Below are 20,198 nucleotides of genomic sequence, written 5' to 3'. Positions count from 1 at the left end.
TAGATGAAGCGTTTACCTAAATCTCAAAAACAAGCGGCTGCTTTGGCTACGGTGCTTTCTGTAGTCGGTAGTGCCGCTCACGCGCAGCAGGCCGCCGACACGCTCAACGCGCGGCAGCTGCACGAAGTAGTCGTGACGGCGACGCGCTCGGAGACGGAGCGCAGTAAGGTGCCGCAGCAGCTGGAGGTCATTACGAGCAAGGAGATTCGGCAGACGCAGGCGCTGGAATTCACCGATATTCTGAAGAAAAACGCTTCCGTGGATGTGGTGCAATATCCTGGCTTGCTGTCGGGCGTGGGCATCCGGGGTTTTCGGCCGCAGAACGGCACGCTGAACCCGCGCACGTTGCTGTTGGTAGATGGCCGCCCGGCCGGCACCACCAACCTCGCCACCCTCGACCCAAGCAGCATCGAGCGGGTAGAGGTGCTGAAGGGGCCTGCCTCGGCGCTCTATGGCTCGCAGGCAATGGGCGGGGTGGTAAACGTGATTACGCGCCAGTCGCGCGGGCCGGTGCGCACATCGCTGTTTGCGGAGTATGCTAGTTTTCAGACGTTTAAAGCGGGTGGATCGACAGGCGGCAACATCACCGATAAACTCGACTTCGACCTGGGTTTTTCCTTTTTCGACCGCGCCGAAGATTATAAGCTGGGCAAAAAAGGCGTGTTCCGGGGCTGGCTCGACGGCGACAAGGCTACCCGCATCTACCCGGATAGCACTGCCCAAATCAACGACAGATACGGCGACGGTATCCGCCGGCAGCATACCAAACTTAACTACTACTCCAGCGCGTTGCGCCTGGGCTATCAGGTGTCGGAGCACTGGCACGTGGATGTGCGTGGGGAGCGGTTTGTGGCCCGCCGGGCAGAGTCGCCCAACGACTACATTTCCTACGGCGACTCCAGCCCCTCCGACGCCGACATTACGCGGCAAAACCTCGACCTGAGCACCACCGGCAACTACGAGCATCATCAGCTGTTCGTGCGCGGCTATAGCTCGGGCGAGTTCAACGCCTACATCGAACTGCCCAGCACGGGGCGGGCGTACCGCTCGTCGCAGACCAACAACTACTGGAAGGGGTTGCAGGTGAAAGACGTTATAAAGCTAGGTAGTCAGCAAATTACGGTTGGCATCGACCACAACAAAGCCAGCAGCCGCCCGAGTCGATACGCGCCGACCGGCACCAAGCTAGCGGCCTACTCGCCTAGCTACAGCCTGACCACGACCGGTATTTACGCTCAAGGTCAACTGAGCTTGCTCAACGAAAAGCTGATCCTGACGCCCGGCGTGCGCTACGACTTTATTACGTATAACGGCACTCAGGCCGACTCGCTGTATGCCTACGAAGCGGGAACCAGCATCGACTTTGAGGCGGGAAAGCAAACCAATCCGTTCTTCACTCCTAGCTTGGGGGGCCAATATAAAGTGCTGGAATCGTTGCGCGTACATGGTACCCTCGGGCGGGCCTATGTGATGCCGGATGCCTACAACGTAGCCGGCTATTCGCGAACGGTAAATTACGCTAAAAGGGAGGCGAGTATCGTACAAGGTAATCCCGATCTGAAGAATGAAAACAGTGTGACCTGGGACGCCGGCGTTGGTTTCGACAAACCTGAAACTGGCATCACAGCCGACGTAACCTACTTCGCCACGCGGGTGAAAGACCGCATTGTGCTACGCCCAACTATCGTTGCTGGTGTTATTACGCCGGAAGGCTACACTGTCCTCACAAGCAGCACCTACGCGAATGCTAATAACAGTCAAATTCGCGGCCTAGAAGCGGGGCTAGGCTACGATTTTGGGGCGCTGAACTCCTACCGGCACTCGCTGCGGGTGTTTGCCAATGGCACGCGCATCTTCAAAGCTCAGGATATCGTGAACAACACCGACGGCTCTGAAACGCGTACACCCATCTATAATGTGGCGCGTTTCAACGCCAACTTTGGCGTATCGTATGACAACTTCAAGTGGCTGAGGGCCCAGCTGAGCAGCCGCTACGTTGGCCACCGCAAAGACCTGGACTTTACCACTTATCCTTCCCCGCTGATCGAATATCCCGAGTACATGACGCTAGATTTCTCTGTTACGGGTACCTATGCGCGGCGTCATTCTTTTACGTTATATGTGAACAACTTGACTAACGAAAACTACTACGAAAAGCGCGGCTATAACCTGCCGGGCCGGAACGTGGCAGTGCGCTATACAGTGAGCTTTTAAAGGACAAGATTATTCTTGAAGCAGAAGCTAGCTTTCTTCTTGGCTTATAAGGAGGAAAGCTAGCTTCTTGCTATCAGCTGTAGCTAGATTCCGGCAACGTTTGCGTAGATAAATAGCCTAGGTAGGTGGACATATAGTTGAGTTTTTCGGTAGTATCAGGCTGCAATTGGAGGAGCTTCCTTTTGTTCCGGTTACTTCTCCCTCAATAACTACCCGCTTTATGCATGCATTTCCTGTTTCAAGTGCGCTTACCAGCTTCGGCCAACGGCGGCACCTGGCTATTTGGTTGACGACGGCACTCATTACTTTAGGCCAGCCGGTAGTGGCGCAACAGCTAGCTTTTCCGGGAGCGGAAGGCGCGGGCCGCTTCACCACGGGCGGGCGCGGCACCAGCGCCACGCCTACTACAGTGTTTGAAGTCACGAATCTGAACGACGATACCAATCCGGGAAGCTTCCGCTACGCGGTTTCTCAAAAATCGGATGCTGCGCACCGCACGGTGGTCTTTCGTGTGTCGGGCACGATTCATTTGAACTCGCCGCTGACAATTTCCAAATCGAACACCACTATTGCTGGCCAAACGGCGCCCGGCGACGGAATTTGTCTGGCCGATTATCCGGTGAGCGTGCACGCTAACAACGTGGTAGTGCGCTTTATCCGCTTCCGAATGGGCGACAAAAACCAGAACAAAGGCATGATAGATGGCGCGGGTGGCGATGATGCGTTCGGCGGCACGCGCAACAACCGCCTGATCATCGACCATTGTACGATGAGCTGGAGCACCGACGAGACGTTCTCGGTGTATGAAGGTGACAGCACCACCTTGCAATGGAACCTGATGAGTGAGCCGCTAAACTACTCCTATCACTTCGAGGAAGGGGATAAAGATTTTGAGCATCACGGCTTTGGCGGTATCTGGGGTGGGCAACACTCCTCGATGCACCACAACCTATTTGCGCACTGCAACAACCGCACGCCGCGCTGGAACGGCAGCCGCTACACGCACCCGGCTGGCTTTGAGAACTGTGATTTCCGCAACAACGTCATTTACGACTGGGGTCAGAATAACGTGTATGCAGGGGAAGGCGGCAACTACAACATGGTCAACAACTACTACAAATACGGCCCTTCGACCAACGAGAAAGTAAAGGCGCAGATTCTCAACCCATATAAGCTCACAACAGGCAAGAATCCGCTGCCCTATGGTAAGTTTTACCTCACCGGCAACTACGTGGATGGCAGCCCCGCCGTGAGTCGCCGCAACTGGTCGGGGGTGGTGATGAACGCCGGCACTCCAGCCGACACGGCGCTGTCGAAGGTAGACAAGCCCTTTGACCTAGGTCCAGTGACGACGCAGAGTGCACCTGAAGCCTACGAAGCTGTGCTGCAAAGTGTGGGAGCTAGCCTGCCGAAGCGCGACGCGGTAGATCAGCGCATCATCAGTGACGTGCGCAACCGCACTGGCGGCCTCATCGATGTGCAGGGTGGCTTCCCGCACGGCACACCCTACAGCGAGTCGCAGAAAGCGTGGCCCGTGTTGAGCTCTAAGCCCGCACCCACCGACACCGACCACGACGGCATGCCCGATGCTTGGGAAACCGCTCATAAGCTGAACCCCAAAGATGCTGCCGACCGCAGCAAGCTAGGTTCCGATGGCTACACGATGCTGGAAGCTTACCTGAATAGCCTGGCCACGCCGAGCGGCGTAGCGACGAAGTCGCAGCCCGCTACCAAGCGGCGAGGCTAGGGTGGCAGTTGTCAGTTACCAGTTACCAATGCACCACTAACCTAGGTATTGAGCAACCAAGTACTGATAACTGATAACTGAAAATCAGCTTTCTGGGGTTCGGCTGGTGGAGCTTTGCGCGTCGCGGGTGTTCTTCTGCACGGCAATGGCGGCGAATAGGCTGAGCAGGAAGGACATACCATAAAAGCCTTTCTCGCTGAGCGTGAGCGTCGCATTCCAGAGGCCGACTACCAGCAGCAGCACGGCGAGCAGCGTAGAAACCCAGCTGATACCGTAGTAGAGGTTCGTGACTGGAATGCCTTCCATCCGGTCGCGCACACTTTTCTGCACCGAAACGGCCGAGAACAAGCCGTACATCAGCACGGTGAAGTAGTAGCCTTTTTCGTTCAGCGGCATCTGAGCGTTCCACAGGCCGACGTTGTAGCTGACGGCGCCCGCAAGCAAAGCGACCCAGGAAGCGGCAATGAAGGCGCCGGACGGTTGCTGATTCATAAGGATTTAGGCTGATAAACGGCTTTGTATTAGTTCGTGGTAATATTAATGAATCAGCAGAACTCAAGCGGCTTTTTCTTTCAGCGCGTTGAGGCTGACGTTCGGTAAAACCTAGGTCTGGCAAGTCGCCGGCACAAAAACCATCCGCCAGGCTCGTCCGTAGAGCGGCCATCGGCAACCCATAGTCGTGCTGCTTTATAGCTGACCTGATTCAAGATGAGAAAGACCTTGTTGCTCTCCTGCGCGGCTGGCTTGCTACTGGCGGCCTGCTCCCAGGACAAGCCCGCTGCCGTCGTGACCGACGCGCAGCCCACCACGGCCACGGCCACCACCGACTCGACGGCGACGGAAGTGAAAGACGTGATGGATTCTACGTACCGCGTTGAGGCCGACCGCATTGCCCAGCAAATTGCCACCGACGCCAACCTGACCGACACGGCCACAGTAGCCCGCGTGCGACAAGCGCACTACGAGCGCGCCAGCCAGATGGCCACCGCCCGCAAGCAGTACGCCACCGATACGACGGGCCAATATGCCGCCTTACGCGCCATCAACGACAACACGGCCGCGCAGGTGAAAACGGCGTTGGGCAACTCGACCCAGTACAGCACCTACGAATCGAACCTAGGTACGTACTACGATGGGCCGTACACCGCTACCCACCGCGCATTGCCCACGCACCGCGTGCGGCGCGGCCCTGCTATCGACAAGGTTTCGGATGATGGCCGCAAGGTGAAGTTTGTGAATGGAGCGAAGATAAAGCGCGACGAAGATCACCCGAACGAGGTGAAGATCAAACGCGCCAACGGCACCAAAATCAAGATTGATGAAGACGGCAACCGCAAGGTGAAAAAGCCGCTTTTCTAGCACCAGCATTGTTTGCTAGCCGCATCACGTAGAAACAACAAGACCTAGGTTCTGACCGATGCTAACATCGGCCAGAACCTAGGTCTTGTTACTTGAAAAAGCCAGCGAGAGCTGACAATCAGCCTCTTGAGTTGAGTAGCGTCGGCTTTACTTCTTGATGACCTTGGAGCTGACCACTTTGCCGTTCTGGCTGATCTTGACCACGTAGGTGCCGGAAGCCAGGTTGTTGCCGAACTTTACAGAGTTGGTGCCCTGGCCGGTTTCTACCAGTTTGCCTTCGAGCGAGTACACCGAGTAACTGAAGTTGCCTTTGGCTTCTACCGTCGTTCTGTCGGTGAAGGGGTTCGGCCAGGTTTCCGTGGCAATTGCCTGGCTGGCACCTAGGTTGCTGGTGACAGTGGCTTTCGCCAGCCGGATTTCGCCCTGATCGGGTACTACATCGAACACGATGTACTTCACTCCGTTCACGGTAGAAATGGTAGAAGGAACCGTCACGCCGGCGCGCGCTACGGCGGCATTTGCCCATGTGGCGGGCAGCAACCTTCTGACCGTCACCGGCACGTCATAAACGTTGTTGGCCAGGTTGTCGGTAGCCGTCAGGCTGAGCAGGTCGGCCGAAATGGTGGTTTCCGTCAGCGAAAGCGCGTTGCGCTCCTTGATGTATTTTGCAACATCCGAAAACGTGCCCACCCAATAATCGGCGATGTTGGTGTTCATGTACGCCAGGTGCGCGCTTAGCTCCGTCGATTGGGTCGGGGAGTAGCCGCCATCGTCGTCGATGCCATGGGTGAGGAACACGCACCAGCCCCTGGATGCCTTGGCGGATTCTACCCGTGCATTGAACGTGGCGGCCGTCTGTACCGTGCCCGTGGTGCCGGTGATGATGGAGCTGAGATTGTAGAAATCAGGCGGCGTGCTGGTCATTATCTGGCCACTGCACGTGCGGCCTGCTATGTAGTACGACTGGATGCTGGGAATGTCGCCGATGTTGCAGTTTGGGTACGCAATGGTTTCGCACCTGGCCGTCGGAACGTTGGTCTTGATAATTGCCTGCGACTGTTGCAGCTCCGTAACTTGCTGAGCTACTGTGAGCGTAGGTAAGCTCGGGTGGCTGAGCGTGTGGCTGGTTACCTCGTGTCCGTTGGTGGAAGCAGTGCGCAAACCAGCCCAGTTCGGATTCCAGTTGGTGACGGTAAATAGAGTGATTTTAAAGTTATACCGGTCGAATAGTGGCAAGGCTACCGGCAGCTGCTTAGCAGTATTATCGTCGAAGGTGTAGGTAATAGCTGCCGTCTTGAACTTCGACCAGGTTGCTACCTCGTACGCCGGGTTTACCTGCGCATTGGCCGTGGTGCTGAAGCCAAGAGCCAGCGCGCAAAGACCCAGGCGCGGCAGCAACGTTCTGCCGGCGAAATAAGCCTTCCTGATGCTGGGTGAGCCGATCTTTTTTTGTTGCGGGTAAGTGTTGATCATACTGTTTGACAATAAATTATGGTGGGAACAATGGTAGAAATACCGGGAAGTCGGCATCCCGTAGTATAAATGTATTCACTTCTGCGGGAGGCAGCATGCGCCAAGCATACCTAGGTAACAGATAAACTACACAAACGATTTCGGTAGCGTGCCGGTATCGTTTGCGGTAGGTAGTTTAGCAGAATAGAGCCAAATTATGTTCCTAGGGTGCAATTGGCAGATGCGGTTAGCTAGGTTCTTTCAAGTTCCAGACTAAGCCAATCATCACCGCGCCTAACACTGACATTAGGGCCAGCGACCAGCGCAGATTAGCGGCTTCCGCCACGAAACCCACCACCGGCGGCACAATCAGAAACCCGAAATAGCCAACTGTGGACACGGCCGCAATAGCCGAGCCGCTTCCTAGGTTCGACGACTTGCCGGCCATGCCAAACACCAGCGGGATAACGCAGGAAACGCCAAGCCCCACCATCACAAAACCTAGCCCGGCCGTAATGGGCGTTGGGAACAGCGCCGCCAGCAGCAGACCTAGGCTCATGAGAAACCCACTGTAGCGCAGCATCATACTAATACCCAGACGGCTCACCAGCCAGTCGCCGGAGAAGCGCCCAACCGTCATGGCGACCATGTAGGCCGTGAAGCCCGCCGTGACGATGGCTTTGGGAGCGTGCACAGCCTTTTCGAAATAGATGCTGCTCCAGTCGTACATCGTGCCTTCGCAAGCCATCGAGGTGAAGGCGATAAGGCCAAAGCCGAGCAGCGAGCGGTCGGGGAGGGAAAAACCGGTTTTCTGCGCTTGTTTTGTTGGTTTGAGAACCAAGCTGTTAGGGAAGAAGCTTAGCGCCACGCCCGTCAGCAGCACGCTGACTACCACCATGTGGTAGGGAAGCGAAACGTTGGCAGGAATAAGCAAGGCGCTGAGGCCAGCTGCGGCAAAACCCGCCACGCTCCATACGCCATGAAACGTAGCCAGAATGGGCCGGTCGTATAGCCCCTGCACCCCCACCGATTGCGCATTGACAGAGATATTCAGCAGGTTACGCGAGCAGCCGAAGCAAAATAGCACCAGCACGAGCTGCCAGGTATGCGTCACAAAACCTAGCAGGGCCAGCATCAGATTGTACAGCACGGCGCCAATAAGCATAATCCGGCGGCTGCTGTGGCGCTGAAGCAAGGCGCCCGTTACGGGCAGCGTTAGCATGAGGCCGGCCGGTAGCGCCAGCAGCACGCCCCCGAGCTGGGCCTCGTTGAGACCTAGGTGCTGCTGAATGGTGGGAATACGCGACGCCCAGGTAGAAAACCCAAAGCCGGATACAAAGAAGAAAACTGCGGTAGCAAGGCGCGCCCGCGCAGGTGAAAGAGAGCGTACGGAAGTTGCTGGCATGGAAGCGTTCAAACCTGAAATCGGGAGCAAGATGCACTGCTCCAATAGCAAAGGAAAAGCCGCTATACGCTTCCTGCCTTTAAAAGGGCTTGCATAACATGCCCTCCAGTACTCCGAGGAGCCTATGCTTCGTCAACTTTCTGGTTCTGGTAACGTTCCCGATAACGATTGCAGTAATAAACCTAGCTTTGTTGTACAGCACTTCCCTAAGATTTTGCTAGGATTATAAGGCAATACTCCAAGATTCCGCCCATTCCATCCATCCGCTCACCCAACGCTATTCTTTATGCTAATAAACTCTACGCTTCATCGGCAGCACACCGGTGCAGGGCTTAAGTGGCTGACACTTGGTTGCTTTGCAGCCATAGTAGGCCTGAGCGCACCTGCGCACGCGCAACGCACGCCGGCTTTTCCGGGCGCAGAAGGCGCTGGTAAGTACACTTCCGGCGGCCGCGGCACTGCGACGGTACCAACGACGGTGTATGAAGTGACCAACCTCAACGACGACAACAACCCCGGCAGTCTGCGCTACGCCGTGACGCAAAACTCGTCGGCGACTTACCGCACAGTGGTGTTTCGCGTGTCGGGCACCATTCACTTGTTGTCGCCGCTGCGCATCTCGCGGGCCAACACCACCATTGCCGGCCAAACCGCACCCGGCGACGGCATTTGCCTGGCCGATCATCCGGTCAGCATCACGGCCAGCAACGTGATTGTGCGCTTTATCCGGTTTCGCATGGGCGACAAAAACCAGAACAAAGGCATGGTGAATGGCAGCGGCAGCGATGATACGTTCGGCGCGCTGAGTCAGAGCAAGTTGATGGTAGACCATTGCACCATGAGCTGGTCGAGCGACGAAGCCTGCACTGTATACCGCGGCGACAGCACCACCCTGCAATGGAACATCATCAGCGAGCCGCTGAACTACTCCTACCACTTCGAAACGGGCGACACCGACTTTGAGCGGCACGGCTACGGCGGCATCTGGGGCGGCCGGCACGCTTCGTTTCACCACAACCTGCTGGCGCACTGCCTGGGTCGGATGCCACGCTTCGATGGCAGCCGCAACCTGGCTCCCAACACGGCCGGACAGGAAAATGCAGACTTCCGCAACAACGTGCTTTATAACTGGGGCTCCTACAACACCAACGGCGGCGAGGGTGGTAACTACAACATCGTCAACAACTACTACAAATACGGACCCTCTACCGCCACCGGTAGCTCGGGCGGCGTGAGCATCCGCACCGAAATCCTGAACCCCTACAAACAGACGTCGTCGCCGGTGCTGCCCTACGGCAAGTATTACCTGACCGGCAACTACGTGGAGAGCTCGGAGGCCGTGACAAAGCGGAACTGGCTGGGCGTGGTAATGAATGGCGGCACGCGCAACGACACCACCTTAGCTAAAGTCACGACGCCGTTCGATATTCTGGCCATGCCCACGCAGAGCGCCACCGACGCCTACGAAGCTGTGCTGCGCAACGCCGGAGCTAGCCTGCCGAAGCGCGACGCGCTGGATCAGCGCATTGTGAACGACGTGCGCAACCGCACCGGCGCCATCATCGACGTGCAGGGCGGCTTCCCACACGGCACGCCTTACGAGCAGACCGTAGGTGCTTGGCCCGTGCTGAACTCGCTGCCTGCGCCCACGGATACCGACCACGACGGCATGCCCGATTCTTGGGAAATAAACCAGGGCCTCAACCCCAACGACCCCAACGACCGCAACGTGCGCGATGCGAGTGGCTACACTGCGCTGGAGAATTACCTCAACGGCATTGCGTCGGTCGTGACCGGCGTGAAGGCCGGCACGACCCGAATCGGCGCTTTGGTGGCGTACCCGAACCCGGCCAGCGAGCAGCTCACGGTGGCGCATCCAACCGCCGTGCGCGGCGCCAGGGTAGTCGTGTATAGCTTCGAGGGCAAGAAGGTGGCGGAGTTTGCCAGCGAGCCAGGCAGCCAACAGACGTTTGTTTCATTACAGAGTCTGACGCGCGGAAACTACTTGCTGGTGTACACCGGCGGCACGGAGCGCCTCACTACCAAAATAATAAAGCACTAAGCAGGCATCAGGAGCACGGTCTACGCCGTGCGTCACGCAGCACCCGAAGGCCTACCTGCACAAGCGGGTAGGCCTTTTTGCTGGCATAGAAGCAGCAGGGTAGTGGTGATGGGGTGAGTAGGCGTAGGAAAGCTGTAGGCAAAAGCTAGGTTTAGCTAACGCATTGCACCCCAGCTTGATGATGATGGCGCCGGGCCGGGGTGAACAAGATTTTAGTAAAAGCAACAAAGCCAGCACAGTACAGTACAGCCGCCGCGGTTTCATTTGCTTGTTTGGGTACGAATTCTACACTCCAATTCCTACCCAAAGATGACCGAAACCTTACACCCATTCCCGAATCTGCGACGACAGAAACCCACTGCGGCCAGGCAGACCATTTTTCCGCGTACTACTGCCAGCTGGTGGGCAGGGCTAGCCCTAGGAGCTAGCCTGCTGGCGGCACCCGCGGCGCAGGCTCAGAAGTACATGGAGCGGCTGAACCGTGGGGTGGTGGCCGTGCGCACCAGCGCGAGTCAGGTGTACGTGGGCTGGCGCTTGTCCGGCACCGATCCGGCGGGCATCGCCTTCAACGTATACCGAGGCACGACCAAGCTGAACGCCACGCCCATTACCGGCTCCACCAACTACCTCGATGATGCCGGCACCGATGCTACGTACAGCGTGCGGGCCGTCGTCAACGGTGCCGAGCAACCTAGCTCTGAGACGGCCAGCGTGTGGGGCAAACAGTACCTGAGCATCCCGATTCAGGCGCCCGCTGGCGGTACCACGCCCGACAACGTAGCCTACACCTACAGCGCCAACGACGCCAGCGTAGGCGACCTGGACGGCGACGGAACCTACGAAATCATCCTGAAGTGGGACCCCAGCAACGCGAAAGACAACTCGCAGAGCGGCTACACCGGCAACGTGTATCTGGATGCCTATAAGCTGGACGGCACGCGGTTGTGGCGCATCGACCTAGGTAAGAATATCCGGGCCGGGGCGCACTACACGCAGTTTATGGTGTATGACCTAGATAGTGACGGCAAAGCGGAAGTAGCCTGCCGCACCGCCGACGGCACCGTCGACGGCAAAGGTACCCTCATTGGCAGCGCCACTGCCGACTACCGCAATACCTCCGGTTACATCCTGACCGGACCGGAGTTTCTGACCATCTTCAACGGGCAGACCGGCGCGGCCATGGCCACTACCGATTTTGTGCCGGAGCGTGGCGCCGTGACCAGCTGGGGCGACAATTACGGCAACCGCGTCGACCGTTTCGTGTCGACCGTGGCGTATCTGGATGGCCGCCGACCTAGCCTTATTATGGGCCGCGGCTACTACACGCGCATGGTGCGCGTGGCTTGGGACTGGCGCAATGGCCAACTCACTCGTCGCTGGGTTTTCGACAGCAATAACCCCAATTACAGCGCCTACGCCGGGCAAGGCAACCACCAGCTGACGGTGGGCGACGTGGATGGCGACGGCAGGGATGAAGTGATAAACGGCCCCAGCGCTATCAAATCTGACGGTACAGGGTTGTATGTGAATGGCCTGGGCCACGGCGACGCGCTGCACATGAGCGACATGGATCCCGACACGCCCGAGCAGGAAGTGTGGCAGCCCCACGAAACACCTTCGCAGTATGGCAGCTACGGCCTGGAGTTCCGCAATGCCAAAACCGGCCAACCCATTTGGGGCGTCCCAGGTACTGGTGATATTGGCCGCGGCCTAGCTGCGGACATCGACCCGCGCTACAAAGGTTACGAGTGCTGGGGGTCTACGGGTGGGCTTTACACCTGTAAAGGCGTGCAGATCGGCACGGCCAAGCCCACCATCAACTTCGCCGTGTGGTGGGATGGTGACTTGTCGCGCGAGTTGCTCGACGCGGGCTACAACTCGACCACTAACGTCGCAACCGTGCGCCTGGAGAAGTGGAACCACCTCACCAACTCGCTGACGCGCCTGCTAACTCCTAGCTTGCCCGAAAACGGTGATGCGCAAACTAATAACACCACGAAAGCGAATCCGTGCGTGACAGCCGACATCCTAGGTGACTGGCGCGAGGAGATTCTGCTGCGCAGCCGCGACAATACGCAACTGCTGCTGTACACAACCACCAACCTGACGGACAAGCGCCTTTATACGCTGATGCACGATGCACAGTACCGCGTGGCCGTGGCGCACGAAAACTCGGCTTACAACCAGCCGCCGCATCCTAGCTTCTACCTTGGTACCGACATGGCTCCCGCGCCCACGCCCAACATCGTGTTGGCCGGCGACGTGGTAACAGGCACGCGCTCCGCCACGAAAGCCGAATCGGCTATCAGCGTGTACCCGAACCCCACCTCGGGCACCATGCGCATCAAAACGCCGGGCGCATTCACGTACCACATCTACGACCAGGTAGGTAAGGAAGTGGAACAAGGCAGCGGCCAGGATGAGTACGCTGCCGGCAGCAAGCTCAAAGCCGGTATGTACTTGGTAAAAGTGCAGGCTGCCGGTACTACCCAAACCATCAAAGTGATGAAGCACTAACCTAAAACCTAGGTTTTCTAACCCAAAAGCCTGCTTGAGCGCAATGCTCGGGCAGGCTTTTGCTATGCTGGACAGTAGAAGCCAGAAATATAAAATGGAAGTCAGAATTCCGCAAGCTGGCTCTGAATTGTGGGCGGCTGAACAATAACCCTAGGCTAGGTAGCGCGTTTTAAACGGGCAACCCAACTAACCTACCTACTATGGAAAACAAACCAACCTCCTTGCCCCCGCAGGCCCAGGATCAGCAGCCTGGCCTGGAGCAGGAGATGACCCCGCAGCCGGAGTACATCCGCGCCAACTACAAAGGCAGCGACAAGCTAAAAGAGAAAGTGGCGCTCATCACCGGCGGCGACTCCGGCATTGGCCGCGCCGTGGCTGTGCACTTTGCCCGCGAAGGCGCCGATGTGGCCATCACCTACAAGCCCGAAGAGGAGCAGGATGCCTACGATACGCGCCAGCTAGTGGAAGCCGAAGGCCGTCGTTGCCTGACGTTGTCGGGCGACCTGCGCGATAAAGCTTTCTGCGAGAATATCGTGCAACGCACAATAGATGAGCTAGGTAAGCTGAACATCGTGGTGAGCAACGCGGCCGAGCAGTTCGTAAGCACCGATGTGTCGGAGCTGCCCGATGAGCAGTTTGAGGATACGTTCAAGGTGAATTTCTTCCCGATGGTGTACGTGGTAAAAGCGGCCCTCAAGCATATGAGCGAGGGCGACTCAATCATTGCCACTTCCTCCGTAAACGCCTATAAAGGCAACGAGCAGCTCGTCGACTACACCGCCACAAAAGGCGCTATCACGGCCTACATCCGCTCTATTTCGCAGCAGCTGGCCGAGAAGAAAATCCGGGCTAACTCCGTAGCGCCCGGCCCCATCTGGACGCCGCTTATTCCGGCCAGCTTCCCACCCGATAAAGTTGCCAAGTTCGGTCAGGATACCACCATGAAGCGCCCCGGCCAGCCGTCGGAAGTAGCGCCGGCTTATGTGTTTCTGGCCTCGGAAGATGCCTCCTACATCACGGGCCAGGCCATTCACCCCAACGGCGGCTCGGTGCTGAATACCTAGGTTTGCAGCGCAAACCGCAAGCTTGGCTAAGGCCTTCCGAGGGTTCACGCTGCATCCAAGCAAAAGGTGCTCAGGGCAAGCAACTGCCAGACATAGCCACGCACGAATTTTTCGCGTATGCAGGCATACACTCACCTTTTGCTCATCTATGTCCTGTAGCCGCTCTCTCCTGACCCTTGTTCTGCTCTGTTCGCTCGCCTTTGGCTGCGCCCGTCGGCGCCGCGCCGACATTCCGGAGGCTCGAACGTCTGTGCCGGTCGCGCCCGCGCCGGCTCCTGCTGTAGCGCCCACCGCCGCCCGCGACCTGACCGATGTGATGACCGACGAGCTGCATCTGACGGCGCTTCAGCAAACCAAAGTGCGTGGCATTCTGACTGGTACCGTGCAGCAGGTAAATGCGGCCCAGCAGCAGTACGGCAGCAACAAAACCGCCCTGATGACAGAACTCCGCCGCATCAATGCCTCCTCCGAGTCGCAACTCAAAGCGGCCCTTACGCCCACGCAGTACAAGCAGTATCAGACCAAGAAGCGGCAGATGCAAGCCCAGATGCAAGCCCGCAAATCGGGCGGGCAGTAACCTAGCCTCAGCCAAACAGGAGGGCCCGGCCGTGTTAGCACAGCCGGGCCTTTGTGTTTGGGTAAACAGGCCAGAATCAATTGCCGATAAATTGCTGTTTGGTTTGCATTGTTGAGAAAAATTATCGTCTAGTTTTGAAGAATCAATAGAATTGATAAAAGCTAGCTCCTTGATTTTTCTCGTCTTTTATGATTAAGCTGGAAGGTATTCGCAAAAGCTATGCGGTAGGGGCCAACCAGTTACCCGTGCTGAAAGGCATTGATATGCACGTGCGCGAAGGCGAGCTAGTAAGCATCATGGGCTCCTCGGGCTCGGGAAAGAGCACGCTGCTCAACATCCTAGGTATTCTGGACGATTTCGACGCCGGCAACTACTACCTGGGCGGCACTCGCATCGATCGTAATCTGTCGCAGAGCAAGGCTGCGCACTATCGCAATCAGTTCCTGGGCTTTGTCTTTCAGTCGTTTAACCTACTGAGTTTCAAGAATGCGATGGAAAACGTGGCTTTGCCGCTTTACTACCAAAAGGTAAGCCGCCGCGAGCGAAACCGCCTCGCTCTGGAATATCTCGACCGGGTGGGCCTGCGGGAGCGCGCCGACCACCTGCCCAGCGAGCTGTCGGGCGGGCAGAAGCAGCGCGTGGCCATTGCTCGCGCCCTCATCAGCCAGCCCAAGCTCATCCTCGCCGACGAGCCCACCGGTGCCCTCGATACTCAAACCACGCAGGAGGTGATGGACATCTTCAAGCAGGTGAACCGTGAGGGTATGACGGTCGTCATCGTGACCCATGAAACCGACATCGCCGACCAAACCCAGCGCCTCATCCGCATGCGCGACGGGATTATTGTTAATGAGTAGTGAGCTGGTGAAATGGTGAGTTGTTATCGTTTTGACTCATTGCTACTTTGCTAACTCACCAGCTCACCAGCTCACCGAAGTATGTTCGACCTCGATAAATGGCAGGAGATCCTAGGTACGATGGAGCGCAACAAGCTGCGCACCTTCCTGACCGCGTTCGGGGTATTCTGGGGGATTTTTATGCTGGTGCTGCTGCTTGGGGCAGGAAAAGGGCTGGAAAATGGCGTCTTGAAGAACTTCGGCAGCGCACCCAATAGCTTATTTGTGAGCGGCGGCAAAGTGTCTTTGCCGTGGCAAGGTCTGCAACCCGGCCGCGAAATCAAGCTCACGAATGAGGATGTAAAAGCCATCCGCCAGCAGATCAAGGATGTGGAGCTGATTGCGTCGCGCAACCGCTTGTCGGGCGAGTACACCATCGTGCGCGGGGACAAGAACGGCTCGTATCAGGTGTTTGGCGCCGACCCGGATTTCTTCTTTCTCAACGGGGAAAAGCTAGCTTCCGGCCGCATGCTTAGTCCGTTGGATGTGCTGGAGCGGCGCAAAGTAATTATTCTGGGCGAGCGGGTGCGCAAGGTGCTGTTTGGCGACGAAGATGCCCTAGGTCAGTACGTGAAGGTGCGCAACGTGTCCTTCCGGGTGGTGGGCATCTACACCACCACCCAGAACAATGGCCGCAACGAGGAGCGCGCCTACACGCCGTTCAGTACGTTTCAAACAACCTTCAACCAGTACAACCAGGTGCAGCTGCTGGTGCTCAGTACCCGCGATGGCGTGCCGGTGAAGGAGTTATCCGATAAAGTCCGGCTGCTGCTGGCCCACCAGCACCACTTCGACCCCGACGACGCGCAGGCTTTGCAGCTCGACAACACCGAGGAGAACCGGAAACGCTTCACTGGGCTGTTCAACGGTATCCGGCTGTTCGTCTCCGTTATCGGCGTGCTGACGCTGGTGGCAGGCGTAGTAGGCGTCAGCAACATCATGCTCATTATCGTGCAGGAGCGGACCCGCGAAATCGGGGTGCGCAAGGCTCTGGGTGCCACGCCCTGGAGCATTGTGAGCTTGATTTTGCAGGAAGCCATTGTCATCACCGGCTTCTCCGGAGGGCTAGGTCTGCTGGCCAGCGTGGCCCTGATTGCCGCCGCCCGCTACGGTATCGAGAAAACCGGCGCCGAGCTTCCCTACTTCGATCGGCCGGAAGTAAACCCCAGCGTAGCCGTCACGGCGGTAGTGCTGCTCGTAATAGCTGGCGCCGTAGCCGGCCTGGTGCCCGCCATGAAAGCAGCGAATATCAAACCTATAGAAGCCTTACGCGCCGATTAGTCATTTAACAATTAACATTTACCATTTAACAGTTTGTGTTAGCGTTATGATAGGAGGGAAGGAGAATGTGTTATATGAGAAGGCATATGCGTTTGCGTTGCGCATTATCAAGGCATATCAGTTCTTAACTTCGGAGAAGAAGGAATTTGTGCTTGCAAAACAGCTGCTACGATGCGGCACGAGCATCGGCGCTAATGTAGCTGAAGCAAACGGGGCGATTTCCGACGCAGATTTTTCGTCAAAGATTTCCATTGCCTACAAAGAGTGCCTCGAAACCAAGTACTGGCTAAGCTTAATAATGGACTCCGGCTTTATCGGGCAAAAGACCTACACCAGCATCTTCGCCGACGCTGATGAGCTAGCTAAGATGCTCTTTACCACCCTACGCTCTACCCGCCAGTTAAAGAACCAGCCAGTCAACTAGATAGTAGCTGGTAGATGTTAAATGTTAAATGTTAAATGGTCGATGTAGATAAGTGGCGGGAAATCTGGGGGACGGTGCGGCGGCACAAGCTGCGCACGGGTCTGACGGCTTTCGGCGTCTTCTGGGGTATTTTTATGCTGGTGGTGCTCTTGGGCGCGGGCAAGGGCCTGCGCAACGGGGTCGAGCGGCAGTTTGACGTGGCGAAGAATGCCGTGTTTGTCTGGTCGCAGCGCACGAGCGTACCGTATGCGGGGCTGAAAGTAGGGCGCTTTATCAAGTTCACGAACGACGACGTGACAGCATTGCAGCGCAGTGTACCGGAGGCAGCCCTGGTGCTGCCGCGCAATTCCCTGGATGGCACCTTCTCAGTACAATACGGCACCAAAAGCTCGACTTTCTCCGTCAATGGCGAGTACCCGGCTTTCCCGGCCGTGCGGCCGGTAGCCCTCACGCAAGGCCGCTTCATCAACGAGCCCGACATACGGGAGCGGCGCAAAATTGCGGTTGTCGGCGAGCGGGTAGTGGAAGTGTTGTTTGGCTCCGAAAACCCAATCGGTCAGGACATTCGCATCAAAGGCATCTACTTCCGGGTGGTGGGCGTGTTCAAGGGCAGCGGTGAGGCCGAAGAAGCCCAGCAGGACGCCCAGACCATCTATATCCCGCTCACGGCGCTTCAGAATACCTTCAACAAACCCAACGAAGTAGGTTATTTTGCTTTCATTCCCAAACCCGGTATTCCTGCCAAAGAGGTGGAAGTGAAGGTGAAGCAGGTTCTGGCCCAGCAGCACAAAGTCGCCCCGACGGATGAGCGGGCGTTCGGCTCAGCCAACGTGGAAGAAGAATACGCACGCGTACAAGGCTTATTCCTAGGTATTTCCAGTTTTAGCTGGCTGGTGAGTATTGGTACTATCCTGGCCGGCATCATTGGCGTGAGCAACATCATGCTTATCGTGGTGAAGGAGCGGACCAAGGAAATAGGGATTCGCAAAGCCCTGGGTGCTACGCCGTGGAGCATCGTGAGCCTGATCGTGCAGGAAAGCATTGTGATTACGGCCGCGGCCGGCATGTTCGGGCTGCTGCTCGGCACTGCCCTCATGGCCGGCATCAATTCGATGATTGCCGGGCAGGAAATCGGTTTCTTCGCCAATCCGCAGGTCGATGTCAGCGTGGCTCTCACGGCGGTGGGGCTGCTGGTGGTGGCCGGCGCTATTGCCGGCCTGATTCCGGCGGCTAAAGCGGCGCAGGTGCAACCCGTTGTAGCCTTGAAAGATGAATAAACTCGGTTTTCGCAGTAAGTTGCTGATCTGTAAGCAAAAAATCTTAAGCTGATTTCAGGCTTTTCGGAAGGGGAATCGGGCAAAAGAGCTGCCCATTATTCCTGGCCAAAACACTATATTACGTCAATGAAACGAGTCTTTTTGGGGATATTGCTCCTTCTGGTGCTGGCGGGTTTCGGGTGGTTGGGTTATTACTTTTATCGACAGGCGCACACCGATCCGGTGACCTATGAAACGGAGACGCCATTCGTGACGGATATCGTGAAGAAAACCGTGGCAACCGGCAGCATCGTGCCGCGCCGCGAGGTCGAGATTAAGCCACAGGTTTCGGGTATCGTGGAAGAGCTGTACGTGGAAGCCGGGCAGCCGGTGAAGCAGGGGCAGCTCATTGCGCGCATTCGGACTGTGGCCAGCGCTGCCAACGTAAATACAGCCCAAACCGGCATTCAGGCGGCGCGTATCGCGCTTGAAACCAGTAAAATGGAGCTAGACCGCCAGCAGGCGCTTTTCGACCAGAAGGTAATTGCGCAGCAGGAATACAACCGCTACGTAGCCGACTATAAAGCCAAAAAGCAACAGCTCGAAGCCGCCGAAAGCAACCTTCAGATTGCCCAGCGCGGCGCCTCGCGCAACACCGGCGGCTCGCTAAATCTGGTGCGCTCCACCATCACGGGGCTGCTGCTGGATGTGCCCGTGAAAGTGGGTTCATCGGTCATTGAGCGCAACAACTTCAACGAAGGCACTACCATCGCCTCGGTGGCCGACATGCAGAGCCTGATTTTTGAAGGCAAAATTGACGAAAGTGAAGTGGGGAAAGTGCGTGAAGGTATGGATATCGCGCTGAGCGTGGGGGCTTTGGAAAACCAGACGTTTCCCGCCACGCTCGAATACATCGCGCCCAAAGGTGTGCTGGAAGACGGCGCCATCAAGTTCTTGGTGCGGGCCAAGGTGAGGCTGAAGCCAGGCGAGTTTCTGCGCGCCAACTACTCGGCCAATGGCGACATTGTGCTAGGTCGGCGCACGCAGGTGCTGGCGGTGCGCGAAAGCCTGCTGCAATTTGGTAAGCTGCACAAAGACAGCGTGTTCGTGGAAGTAGAAACCGGGCCGCAGCAGTTTCAGAAGCGCCTGGTAAAAACTGGTCTCTCCGACGGTATCAACGTGGAAGTGGTGTCGGGCGTCGGTAAAGGAGACAAACTCAAGGTGCTGGGGCCGCCGGCTGGCGGGGAGAAGAAAAGCTAGGTAGCGCACAATTCTGTTCGGACACCCGGATATACTTTCGCGTATCTTTTCCTAGCTTCTCACCCTCAGCTTCTGCCCTCATGCCTGCTTTGCCTCAAACGCCGGAAACCATGCACCGCATTCACTTTCAGGATTGCGACCCATTCGGCCATCTTAACAACGCTCGCTACCTCGACTATTTTCTCAACGCGCGGGAAGATCATGTGCTGGAGCACTACGCGCTCAACATGACTGAGCTCGCTACTAAGTCGGGGGCTGGCTGGGTGGTTGCCAAGCACCATCTGGCGTACCTGCGGCCCGCCAACCACGGCGAGAACGTGCTGATTCGCAGCCAGATTATTCACTTCGATAACTCGAACTTGGTAGTAGAAATGCAGATGCGAGATGAAACGGGCAGCCGTCTGAAGGCGCTGCTCTGGGCCGAAATGGCGTTCGTGAAAATTGCCAGCGCCACCCGCACCGACCACTCCGACAAGCTGATGGAACTGCTGGACGAGCTCGACGTGGAAGAAATCGACTATGACCCCGATGGCTTCGATGAGCGGGTGCGCCGCCTGCGCAAAGAGCTGAAGCGGGAGCGGGCCGAATGAGGCCCGGAAGATGTACTAACCACTGTAGCGCTACCGCGTTAAAGAAAAGCCGAAGCACCTAGGTGCTTCGGCTTTTTTCGGCTTCAAACGGCCG

At 57.1% G+C, this 20,198-nt stretch carries 16 protein-coding genes; 13 read left to right on the top strand and 3 right to left on the bottom strand.

The genetic code is table 11. From position 1 onward, the window contains the following. Window positions 1–3: 3 nt before the first annotated feature. Window positions 4–2,214 carry a TonB-dependent receptor plug domain-containing protein gene (locus IEX74_RS04315; RefSeq protein WP_188811266.1) on the top strand — a complete coding sequence of 737 codons (2,211 nt, stop codon included), beginning with the start codon at window positions 4–6 and terminating at the stop codon, window positions 2,212–2,214. Window positions 2,215–2,434: 220 nt separating this feature from the next. Next, complete coding sequence (locus IEX74_RS04310) at window positions 2,435–3,961, top strand: pectate lyase family protein (RefSeq protein WP_188811264.1); 1,527 nt, start codon at window positions 2,435–2,437, stop codon at window positions 3,959–3,961. Between the two features lie 84 nt (window positions 3,962–4,045). Here the strand turns inward: IEX74_RS04310 and yiaA are convergent, their stop codons facing one another. Further along, complete coding sequence (yiaA, locus tag IEX74_RS04305; protein WP_188811262.1) at window positions 4,046–4,453, bottom strand: inner membrane protein YiaA; 408 nt, start codon at window positions 4,451–4,453, stop codon at window positions 4,046–4,048. 216 nt (window positions 4,454–4,669) lie between these two features. Here yiaA and IEX74_RS04300 point away from each other — a divergent pair, with 216 nt between their 5' ends. After that, window positions 4,670–5,320 (top strand): hypothetical protein, encoded by a 651-nt coding sequence (locus tag IEX74_RS04300; RefSeq protein WP_188811260.1) that lies wholly within the window; start codon window positions 4,670–4,672, stop codon window positions 5,318–5,320. A gap of 147 nt (window positions 5,321–5,467) precedes the next feature. Here the strand turns inward: IEX74_RS04300 and IEX74_RS04295 are convergent, their stop codons facing one another. Together IEX74_RS04295 and IEX74_RS04290 are read right to left on the bottom strand one after the other, a co-directional pair. Next, window positions 5,468–6,793: a polysaccharide deacetylase family protein gene (locus IEX74_RS04295; protein ID WP_188811258.1), complete on the bottom strand. Its 1,326-nt coding sequence runs from the start codon at window positions 6,791–6,793 to the stop codon at window positions 5,468–5,470. Between the two features lie 226 nt (window positions 6,794–7,019). After that, window positions 7,020–8,177, bottom strand: coding sequence for an MFS transporter (locus IEX74_RS04290; protein ID WP_188811248.1), 1,158 nt, complete (start codon window positions 8,175–8,177; stop codon window positions 7,020–7,022). A gap of 286 nt (window positions 8,178–8,463) precedes the next feature. Here IEX74_RS04290 and IEX74_RS04285 point away from each other — a divergent pair, with 286 nt between their 5' ends. The 10 genes from IEX74_RS04285 to IEX74_RS04240 all read left to right on the top strand — a co-directional run bounded on the left by IEX74_RS04285 (window position 8,464) and on the right by IEX74_RS04240 (window position 20,104). Then, window positions 8,464–10,239, top strand: coding sequence for a T9SS type A sorting domain-containing protein (locus IEX74_RS04285; RefSeq protein ID WP_188811246.1), 1,776 nt, complete (start codon window positions 8,464–8,466; stop codon window positions 10,237–10,239). A 309-nt stretch (window positions 10,240–10,548) separates the two neighbouring features. Next, a complete protein-coding gene (locus IEX74_RS04280; RefSeq protein WP_188811244.1) occupies window positions 10,549–12,756 on the top strand; it encodes a rhamnogalacturonan lyase family protein in 2,208 nt (735 codons plus the stop codon). A gap of 200 nt (window positions 12,757–12,956) precedes the next feature. Next, window positions 12,957–13,820, top strand: a complete 864-nt coding sequence (locus tag IEX74_RS04275) for an SDR family oxidoreductase (RefSeq protein WP_188811242.1) — start codon at window positions 12,957–12,959, stop codon at window positions 13,818–13,820. Window positions 13,821–13,968: 148 nt separating this feature from the next. Then, window positions 13,969–14,397, top strand: coding sequence for a hypothetical protein (locus IEX74_RS04270; RefSeq protein WP_188811240.1), 429 nt, complete (start codon window positions 13,969–13,971; stop codon window positions 14,395–14,397). A gap of 188 nt (window positions 14,398–14,585) precedes the next feature. Then, window positions 14,586–15,254: an ABC transporter ATP-binding protein gene (locus IEX74_RS04265; RefSeq protein ID WP_188811238.1), complete on the top strand. Its 669-nt coding sequence runs from the start codon at window positions 14,586–14,588 to the stop codon at window positions 15,252–15,254. A gap of 81 nt (window positions 15,255–15,335) precedes the next feature. Beyond that, the gene (locus tag IEX74_RS04260; RefSeq protein WP_188811236.1) at window positions 15,336–16,574 is read left to right on the top strand and encodes an ABC transporter permease; all 1,239 of its coding nucleotides are present in this window, start codon (window positions 15,336–15,338) and stop codon (window positions 16,572–16,574) included. 46 nt (window positions 16,575–16,620) lie between these two features. Beyond that, window positions 16,621–16,998 carry a four helix bundle protein gene (locus IEX74_RS04255; protein WP_188811234.1) on the top strand — a complete coding sequence of 126 codons (378 nt, stop codon included), beginning with the start codon at window positions 16,621–16,623 and terminating at the stop codon, window positions 16,996–16,998. Window positions 16,999–17,033: 35 nt separating this feature from the next. Then, on the top strand, window positions 17,034–18,275 hold the full coding sequence (locus tag IEX74_RS04250) for an ABC transporter permease (RefSeq protein WP_188811232.1): 1,242 nt from the start codon (window positions 17,034–17,036) through the stop codon (window positions 18,273–18,275). 126 nt (window positions 18,276–18,401) lie between these two features. Next, the gene (locus IEX74_RS04245; protein ID WP_188811230.1) at window positions 18,402–19,514 is read left to right on the top strand and encodes an efflux RND transporter periplasmic adaptor subunit; all 1,113 of its coding nucleotides are present in this window, start codon (window positions 18,402–18,404) and stop codon (window positions 19,512–19,514) included. An 80-nt stretch (window positions 19,515–19,594) separates the two neighbouring features. Beyond that, complete coding sequence (locus tag IEX74_RS04240; RefSeq protein ID WP_188811228.1) at window positions 19,595–20,104, top strand: acyl-CoA thioesterase; 510 nt, start codon at window positions 19,595–19,597, stop codon at window positions 20,102–20,104. Window positions 20,105–20,198 lie beyond the last annotated feature (94 nt).

The organism is Hymenobacter cavernae (genome assembly GCF_014641455.1).
Taxonomy (GTDB): Bacteria; Bacteroidota; Bacteroidia; order Cytophagales; family Hymenobacteraceae; genus Hymenobacter; species Hymenobacter cavernae.
The sequence above is the reverse complement of the archived record's forward strand: the minus strand, read 5'-3'. Positions and strand labels throughout refer to the sequence as shown.